Origin of the sequence: Vibrio thalassae, assembly GCF_900089835.1 — a bacterium.
In the GTDB taxonomy this organism is placed as follows: domain Bacteria; phylum Pseudomonadota; class Gammaproteobacteria; order Enterobacterales; family Vibrionaceae; genus Vibrio; species Vibrio thalassae.
This window is the reverse complement of record NZ_OANU01000135.1, coordinates 1-1,941: the sequence shown is the minus strand read 5'-3', so window position 1 is coordinate 1,941 and position 1,941 is coordinate 1. Positions and strand designations below refer to the sequence as shown.

At 43.4% G+C, this 1,941-nt stretch carries 1 protein-coding gene; it reads left to right on the top strand.

Features of this window, described 5'->3' with window-relative positions; all coding sequences use genetic code 11:
- The coding region (locus VTH8203_RS22150) for a LamG-like jellyroll fold domain-containing protein (protein ID WP_158296219.1) at positions 1-1,941 on the top strand (1,941 nt) is incomplete at both ends.

Here is a 1,941-nt window from a genome sequence, read left to right as displayed (position 1 = left end):
ATCAAGTCACTCAGCTCAACCAATGGCTACAAGAGCAAACGCTAAATAGTGATGACAAAATCACCAGTGCGTATCGGATCATCACTGCGTCAATCAACAAAACCATCGATGATTACTACAACATTGGCATCACGCCAGATCTAACTCATGTTGACCCGTTAATCATTGATGCGGTGTTGGCCGTGACGGTGGCTTCTACCGATTCTATTGCTGAACTACAAAATAAAGTGGATGCACTCGATGTGGATAACGATGGGGTGAGTTTTGGACAAGAGCAAGGTGAGGATACCAACCCTTGGACAGACTATGACAGCGATGGTCTTAACGATAAAATGGAAACCGTTTTAACGGGATTTGATCCATTAGTTAATAACTCTAATACCATTTTAAATGATGGTAATGGCAATGGTACTGCTGATATTTGGCAACAGATGACTAACACGTCTAATATAGATACCCGAAATAAAGCAATTGGGTACTTCATTAACGGACAACTAGCAGAGAAAGTCAGTTCAGGTCCACGCTCTATCAGCATGATTTCTAGTGCTGATCATGAAAATTGGAGTTCAATTTCAGGTGATGCAACTTACGAGTTAGTCGCTTACCTCGACTTTAGCAACGAGGCAAGCAGTCCCTTACTTGAGGAGGGTATTTTCATTCAATCGGGAAATATGTCGTTACGCTTTGCAGCTGAGGGGGAAAAGAAGTTTGCGATCCGCAGCGATGGAGCCGATGACATTGAAGAACTTACACAAACAGGCAGCCCTCACTTCTTTACTGCTACCGACAACCAATCAACCTTGTTCCCTAGTCGACAATATTTCCACTTGGCATTGACATTCGATAGCCTTTCAAAAACCTTTACCTTGTATATCAACGGTAGTGAAGTTGGCCGTGTACAAGACAGTAGCTTCACAGCCCTCAGTTCGGCTAACACCAGAATAGGTGTACATGTACAAGGTATATTAGGTGGCACATTAAAAAATTACGTGGCTACGCATGCTATTAGAAGAAATATGGTGACTCATATTCAACATCACGACGCTATTTGGTCACCACAAACCATTCAATCACGAGCAGATACCATTTTAACGGCCATTGAGGATATCAATCAAAATGGCATATGGGACGTCTTTGATCTCGACCCGGACAGTGATGGTCTATTAGTTACAACCGATGATGATGATAACAATAGCTTCTCTGACAAAGATTCAGACGGGTTAAACGATCAATTCGAAACTGCCCTTGGATTTGACGCTGTTTCAACTGACGATAGTAATTTACTCACTGATGATAATGGCAGTCGTGTGGCGGAGCTTTGGGACCAAGTCAAAGTGAGCCCGAATGCCATGGCATCATGGATAAATCAAACGTGGTCGGTCGAGTCTTCTAACTTAAACCCTCGTGTTACCTTGACCCAACCTATCGCAGGATACGATAACTATGTCTATCCAAAAAAGGCGAAAACTATTGACCTTTCCGCATTGCCAAGCGATCAAGCCAGTTACGAGTTTATTGCTAAAATAACCAGTGATAATTTTGCGGATCTTGTGTTGCTTGGTCACCATGACATCACAGACACTCCTAATGCGACCTCGTTGACGTTTGAAAACAGCAACTCAAACACATTAGGAGTGACACTCAACCAGACAGGAGCCGTCAATCTTACTAACGTGATTAACGGTGCTTCACCTTATGGCGATTTCGTGCATCTTGTTTATGTTTACGAGAAAAATGCGAACACTTATACGGTTTATGTCAATGGTCAACGGGCAGCCACTGCGCAATCAACTCAACTTAGCGCCATTCGCAGTCCAGCGACGCCAATAGGACTCTTTGCTAAGGATGCATCAGGTGACAGCAACATCACCCAACTTGATAGCATGGATGGCATTTATGCCTTCGCGGCTTATTCAACCGCACTCACTGAAAGTGATATCC